This window comes from Oerskovia sp. NPDC056781 (assembly GCF_042789955.1).
GTDB lineage: Bacteria > Actinomycetota > Actinomycetes > Actinomycetales > Cellulomonadaceae > Oerskovia > Oerskovia rustica.
In genome coordinates, this window is record NZ_JBHUAD010000224.1 from 1 (window position 1) to 6,294 (window position 6,294).

Below are 6,294 nucleotides of genomic sequence, written 5' to 3' on the forward strand. Positions count from 1 at the left end.
GCGCGAGGGCGCGGCGGGCTTCCGGGACGGGACGGTCGGCTACTCGACCGTGACCGACTTCGCGAGGTTGCGCGGCTGGTCGACGTCGAGTCCCTTGGCCGTGGCGAGGGCCATGGCGAAGATCTGCAGCGGGACGACCGCGAGCAGCGGCGAGAGCAGCGTGGGCGACTGCGGGATCCAGAAGATCTCGTCGGCGTACGGAAGCACCGCGTCGTCGCCGTCCTCGGCGATCACGAGCGTGCGTGCGCCGCGGGCGCGGATCTCCTGGATGTTGGAGACGACCTTCGAGTGCAGCGAGTCGCGTCCGCGCGGCGACGGCACGACGACGAAGACCGGCTGCCCCTCGTCGATGAGCGCGATGGGCCCGTGCTTGAGCTCGCCCGCGGCGAATCCCTCGGCGTGGATGTAGGCGAGCTCCTTGAGCTTGAGCGCGCCCTCGAGGGCGACGGGGAACCCGACGTGGCGCCCCAGGAAGAGCACCGACCTCGCGTCCTTCATGGAGCGGGCCACGGCGCTGACGTACTCGCCGCGCTCGATGACGGTCTGGATCTTGCGCGGCATCTCGCGCAGGTCGTCGAGGATCTCGCGGATCTCGTCGGGGAACTTGTTGCCGCGCAGCTGGGCGAGGTAGAGGCCCAGGAGGTAGGCCGCGGTGATCTGCGACAGGAACGCCTTGGTCGAGGCGACGGCGATCTCGGGTCCGGCGTGCGTGTACAGGACGGCGTCGGACTCGCGCGGGATGGTCGACCCGTGCGTGTTGACGATCGAGATGACCTTGGCGCCCTGCTCACGGGCGTGGCGCACGGCCATGAGGGTGTCCATGGTCTCGCCGGACTGCGTGACGGCGACGACGAGCGTCTTCTCGTTCACGATCGGGTCGCGATACCGGAACTCGTGCGCGAGCTCGACCTCGACGGGGATGCGGCACCAGTGCTCGATCGCGTACTTGGCGACGTGCCCCGAGTAGGCGGCCGTGCCGCACGCAACGACGATGATCTTGTCGACGGTCCGCAGCACGGCCTCGTCGATGCGCAGGTCGTCGAGGACCAGGCGTCCCTCGGCGTCGGTGCGACCGAGCAGGGTGTCCGCGACGGCCTGCGGCTGGTCGTGGATCTCCTTGTCCATGAAGGACGTGAAGCCACCCTTCTCCGCCGCGGCCGCGTCCCAGTCGACCGTGAAGCGCGTCGCCTCGGCGGGCTTGCCGTGGAAGTCGACGACCTCGACGCTGTCCGGGGTGATGGTGACGATCTGGTCCTGGCCCAGCTCGAGCGCGTCCTTGGTGGACGCGATGAACGCGGCGACGTCGGAGCCGAGGAAGTTCTCGCCGTCTCCGAGCCCGACGACGAGCGGGGAGTCGTGCCGGGCACCGACGACGGTGGTCGGGGCGTCGGCGTGGACGGCGAGCAGGGTGAACGTGCCCTCGAGCTGGCGCGCGACGTAGGCCATCGCCTCGGTCAGGTCCCCGGTGCGGCGGTACGCGCGGGCGAGGAGCTGGGCCGCGACCTCGGTGTCCGTCTCGGAGAGGAAGGTCGCGCCGTCGGCGAGCAGGGACTCGCGAAGTCCGCTGTAGTTTTCGATGATCCCGTTGTGGATCACGGCGAGGCGGCCGTCGTCCGCGACGTGCGGGTGCGCGTTCGTGTCGTTGGGTGCACCGTGCGTGGCCCACCGCGTGTGCCCGATCGCCGCGGAGGCCGCGGGCAGCGGACGTGACTGGAGCTCGTCGACGAGCTTGACGAGCTTCCCGGACTTCTTGGCCGTCGCGACGTCCGCCCGGTCGGGCGCGACGAGCGCGACCCCGGCCGAGTCGTAGCCGCGGTACTCGAGCCTGCCGAGTCCTTCGAGGACGACGTCGAGGGGTCGCCCCGACGCTTCAAGGGGGCCTGCGTAACCCACGATTCCACACATGGTTTCGGAGTCTAGCCGGACGTTCTGGGGCCTTCGCAGCCGCGACATCTCGCGGTTCTTTGTTAGTGGTCCGGCCTGTTCGTGTTCACGGTGCGGCTCGGCGTCCGGCAGAATCGTCCGAGTGGTTCCTTCCTCCGACCTGCCCGTCCCTCCGCTCGAGGGTGCTCCCGCGACCGATCAGGACGCCTCGCCCGGTTCCGGACGCCTGCCCGACCTCTCGACGTCGTCCCCGTACGTCGACCTGGATCGCGCGGCGTGGAGCAGGCTCTCCGAGTCGACGCCGCTGCCGTTGACGGACGCCGACGTCGTCAAGCTCCGCGGGCTGGGCGACCCGATCGACCTGGCGGAGGTCGACGCGATCTACCGACCCATCTCGCGGCTGCTCAACCTCTACGTGACGGCGACGGGCGGCCTGCACGAGGCCACCTCGACGTTCCTGCGCGAGAACTCGACCCGCACGCCGTACGTGATCGGGGTCGCCGGGTCGGTCGCGGTGGGCAAGTCGACGACGTCGCGCATCCTGCGCGAGATGCTTGCTCGCTGGCCCGAGACGCCTCGGGTCGAGCTCCTCACCACGGACGGCTTCCTGTACCCGAACGCCGAGCTCGCCCGTCGTGGCCTGATGGAGCGCAAGGGGTTCCCCGAGTCGTACGACCGGCGCGCCCTCATCCGGTTCCTGTCCCGCGTCAAGGCGGGCGCACCCGAGGTCCGCAGCCCGGTCTACGACCACCTGACCTACGACATCGTCCCGGGGGCCGAGACCGTCGTCCGCAGACCGGACGTCCTGATCGTGGAAGGCCTCAACGTCCTCCAGCCGGCCCGCCCGGGGCCGTCCGACGACCAGGCGGTCGCGGTGAGCGACTTCTTCGACTTCTCGATCTACGTCGACGCGCGCACGCGCAACATCCGCCAGTGGTACGTGGACCGGTTCCTGTCGCTGCGCCGGACGGCGTTCGCTCGCCCCGAGTCGTACTTCAAGCGCTACGCGACCCTCACGGACGAGGAGGCCGTCGAGAAGGCCAAGTCGATCTGGGACTCGATCAACGCGCCGAACCTCGAGGAGAACATCCTGCCGACGCGAGGTCGCGCGACCCTCGTGCTGACGAAGGGATCGGACCACTCGGTCCAGCGCGCCCGCCTGCGCAAGGTGTGAGCGGAGGCGGTCAGGAGGCGCGGCGGACGGCGTCCTGGTCGCCCTCGACGCCCGACGACGTCGCCACCGGCCGGTCGGCCGCCTCGCCGTGGATCGAGGTCGCCCCCGCCGCGTCCTGGGTGGCCTCGCGGACCGCTTCCCGGGCCCGGCGCCTGCGGGCCATGGTGTTCATGATCCGGTCGACGATCACGCCGGACAGCACTCCCATCACGACGCCGATGACCATGGCGAGCAGCGGCTGGTGCCCGAGCCACTGTGCCGCGACGAGGCCGATGAGCACGGAGTAGAGGGCCCAGGTCACGGCCGCCAGGCCCGAGTAGGCCATGAAGCGGCGGCGCGGGTACCCCACGGCGCCTGCGGTCATGTTGACCGCGACACGGCCGATCGGGACGTAGCGCGCCGCCAGGATGAAGGCGGCGCCGCGGGCCTTGAGCGCCTGGTCCGCCCAGGCGACGGCCTTGCGTCCTCGGACGGTCCGGAGGAAGCGGATGCGTTCGGTCCCGATCCCGCGGCCCAACGAGTAGGCGATCTGGTCGCCCGTCCAGGCTCCCGCGGCCGCGATGACCAGGACGAGCACGAGGTTCGGGTTCCCCGAGGCGCTGGCAGCGACGGCGAGCGTGATGACCACGGACTCGCTCGGGATCGGTGGGAAGAAGCCGTCGATCGTCGCGAAGGCGTACAGGGCGGGGTAGATCCATGCGGACGCCGCGAGTGCGAGGACCCAGATCTCCAGGTTCTCCAAGAAGGTCGAAACGGCCTCGATCACGGGTCCTCTGTTCGTCGGCTGGCGGGGCGGACCAGGCTGGTCACAGACGTCGTGTCGACGCCTGTGACCAGCCTACGGATACGGAGGCCCGACACCATCGGGGAAACCCCCCAGTCTGCCCTGATGTCGACCCCCACCTTCCGAGGAAGATTCTGCCGGATCGTCAGGCCCGTCACGTCATCCTCCGGAAGGAGATCCACCCCTAGGGAGGTCCCCCGGAGGGATGCTGTGACGTCCTCCGGACGACGTGTTCGGCGTTCCGGAGCGGTGGGGTCCGGGACCGGGTGCCCCGCGAGGTCAGGGCAGGCGGAAGCCCAGCACCTCGGACGCCTCGGTGAGGTCCGGGGTGCCGCCCCAGAACCGCACCATGTTGTCGTTCGAGGCGAGCGACCGCAGCTCCGCGTGATCGAGGTAGAGCTCGCCCCGCAGGTGGTCGGTCTCGTGCTGGACGATCCTCGCGGGCCATCCCGTGAGGACGTCGTCCACCGGCGCGCCGTGCTCGTCCTGCCCGGTCAGGCGCACCGACCGGTGCCGCGCGACGACGGCCTGCCACCCGCTGACGCTCAGGCAGCCCTCGAAGAAGGCCCGCTGCTCGTCCCCCACCGCCGTGCAGGACGGGTTGACGAGCACCCGGAACGGCACGGGGTACCGCTCCCGCAGGTCCGCGTCCTCGGGGTCGGTGACGCCGGCGTCCTGGACCACGGCCACCGCGAGCCCGAGGCCGATCTGGGGGGCGGCGAGCCCGACCCCCGGGGCCGCGTGCATGGTCGCCCGCATCGCCTCGACGAGCCGGGGGAAGAGGTCCCCGAGCTGTCCGGTGTAGGGCGCGGCGGGACGGCGCAGGACGGGGTGCCCGGCCTGCACGATGGGGAGCACGCCGTCGTCGTACCGCGCGAGGTGCTCCGCGACCTGGTCCCTCAGCGACTCGTCGACGGGGCCGGCGAACCCGGCCCCGGCCCCGGCTGCAGGTCGAGACGTCACAGGGCCAGCCGGTCCCGGACGACGCCCGCGAGGGACTCGGCGACGGCGTCGGCCGTGGCCTGCGTCGCAGCCTCGACCATGACCCGCACGAGCGGCTCGGTGCCCGAGGAGCGCAGCACGACGCGCCCCGTCTCACCCAGACGCGCCTCGGCCGCCACGACGGCCTCCTGGAGCACCTCGTCGGTCGCAGCCCGCGCCTTGTCCACGCCGCGCACGTTGAGCAGCGTCTGGGGCAGCTTGGGCACGGCGCCCGCGAGGTCGGCCAGCTTGGCACCCGACTGCTGGATGCGCGCGGCGAGCTGGAGCGCGGTCAGGACCCCGTCCCCCGTCGTCGCGAACTGGGACAGGATGATGTGCCCGGACTGCTCGCCACCGAGCGTGTAGCCCTTGGCGCGCATCTCCTCGAGCACGTAGCGGTCGCCGACGCCCGTCTGGACGGTGCGGATCCCGGCCTCGCGCATCGCGAGGATCAGCCCGAGGTTGCTCATGACGGTCACCACGAGGGTGTCGTCGGCGAGGCGGCCCTTCTCCTTCTCGGCGAGGGCGAGGACCCCCATGATCTGGTCGCCGTCCACGAGGACCCCGCGGTGGTCGACCGCGATGCAGCGGTCGGCGTCGCCGTCGAAGGCCACGCCGAAGTCGGCCTCGGACGCCACGACGACGGCCTGGAGCTGCTCGGGATGGTTGGACCCGCACTTCTCGTTGATGTTGCGCCCGTCGGGGCTCGCGTTCATGACGACGACGTCGGCACCCGCCGCGCGCAGCGCCGCCGGCCCCACGTCGCTCGCGGCGCCGTTCGCGCAGTCGACCGCGATCCGCAGGCCGGAGAGCGGCAGGGCGTCCCCCGTCGCACCGATGCTCGCGATGAGGTGCTCGACGTAGTCGGCCCCGGCGCTCCCGGTGTCGCGGCGCACGCGACCGACCTCGGCGCCGAGCGGACGGTCCCACTCGGCGTGGAGCTGGCGCTCCATCTCGTCCTCGAGCGAGTCCTCGAGCTTGATCCCGCCACGGGCCAGGAACTTGATGCCGTTGTCGGCCATCGGGTTGTGCGAGGCCGAGATCATGACGCCGAAGTCGACGTCGAGCGTGCTCGTGAGGAACGCGACCGCCGGGGTCGGCAGGACGCCGACGTCGAGCACGTTGACACCTGCGCTCGCGAGGCCCGCGGTCACCGCGGCGCCCAGGAACTCGCCCGAGGCCCGGGGATCCCTGCCGATCACGGCTCGCGGGCGGTGCCCGTCCGGTTGCCCGGTGCGTCCCAGCACGTTCGCGGCAGCCACGCCCAGGCCGAGCGCGAGCTCGGCCGTGACGTCCCTGTTCGCCAGCCCCCGCACGCCGTCGGTGCCGAACAGTCGTCCCATGAGTTTTCCTCCCTCAACGGGACGGTACAGGCCCCAGGGCCTGCCCCGCCCCCGCTGCGAGCCGACCGGTCCGGCCGCTCGTCAGCATCCCTGACAAAAGACGACGGCCCCGGTGGACTGTGTCCACC

At 71.4% G+C, this 6,294-nt stretch carries 5 protein-coding genes; 1 reads left to right on the forward strand and 4 read right to left on the reverse strand.

Features of this window, described 5'->3' with window-relative positions:
• Positions 1-39: 39 nt before the first annotated feature.
• Positions 40-1,905 carry a glutamine--fructose-6-phosphate transaminase (isomerizing) gene (gene glmS, locus ACFRCR_RS15650; protein WP_377678791.1) on the reverse strand — a complete coding sequence of 622 codons (1,866 nt, stop codon included), beginning with the start codon at positions 1,903-1,905 and terminating at the stop codon, positions 40-42.
• A 205-nt stretch (positions 1,906-2,110) separates the two neighbouring features.
• Between glmS and coaA the strand changes: the two genes are divergently transcribed.
• Positions 2,111-3,058 (forward strand): type I pantothenate kinase, encoded by a 948-nt coding sequence (gene coaA, locus ACFRCR_RS15655; RefSeq protein ID WP_377678798.1) that lies wholly within the window; start codon positions 2,111-2,113, stop codon positions 3,056-3,058.
• A gap of 10 nt (positions 3,059-3,068) precedes the next feature.
• Here the strand turns inward: coaA and ACFRCR_RS15660 are convergent, their stop codons facing one another.
• From ACFRCR_RS15660 to glmM, 3 genes are all read right to left on the reverse strand, one after another.
• On the reverse strand, positions 3,069-3,824 hold the full coding sequence (locus ACFRCR_RS15660; protein WP_377678792.1) for a DedA family protein: 756 nt from the start codon (positions 3,822-3,824) through the stop codon (positions 3,069-3,071).
• A 297-nt stretch (positions 3,825-4,121) separates the two neighbouring features.
• Positions 4,122-4,805, reverse strand: coding sequence for a peptide deformylase (locus ACFRCR_RS15665; protein WP_377678794.1), 684 nt, complete (start codon positions 4,803-4,805; stop codon positions 4,122-4,124).
• The gene (gene glmM / locus ACFRCR_RS15670) at positions 4,802-6,166 is read right to left on the reverse strand and encodes a phosphoglucosamine mutase (RefSeq protein ID WP_377678796.1); all 1,365 of its coding nucleotides are present in this window, start codon (positions 6,164-6,166) and stop codon (positions 4,802-4,804) included. The genes ACFRCR_RS15665 and glmM overlap by 4 nt, the downstream gene beginning before the upstream one ends.
• Between the last annotated feature and the right edge of the window lie 128 nt (positions 6,167-6,294).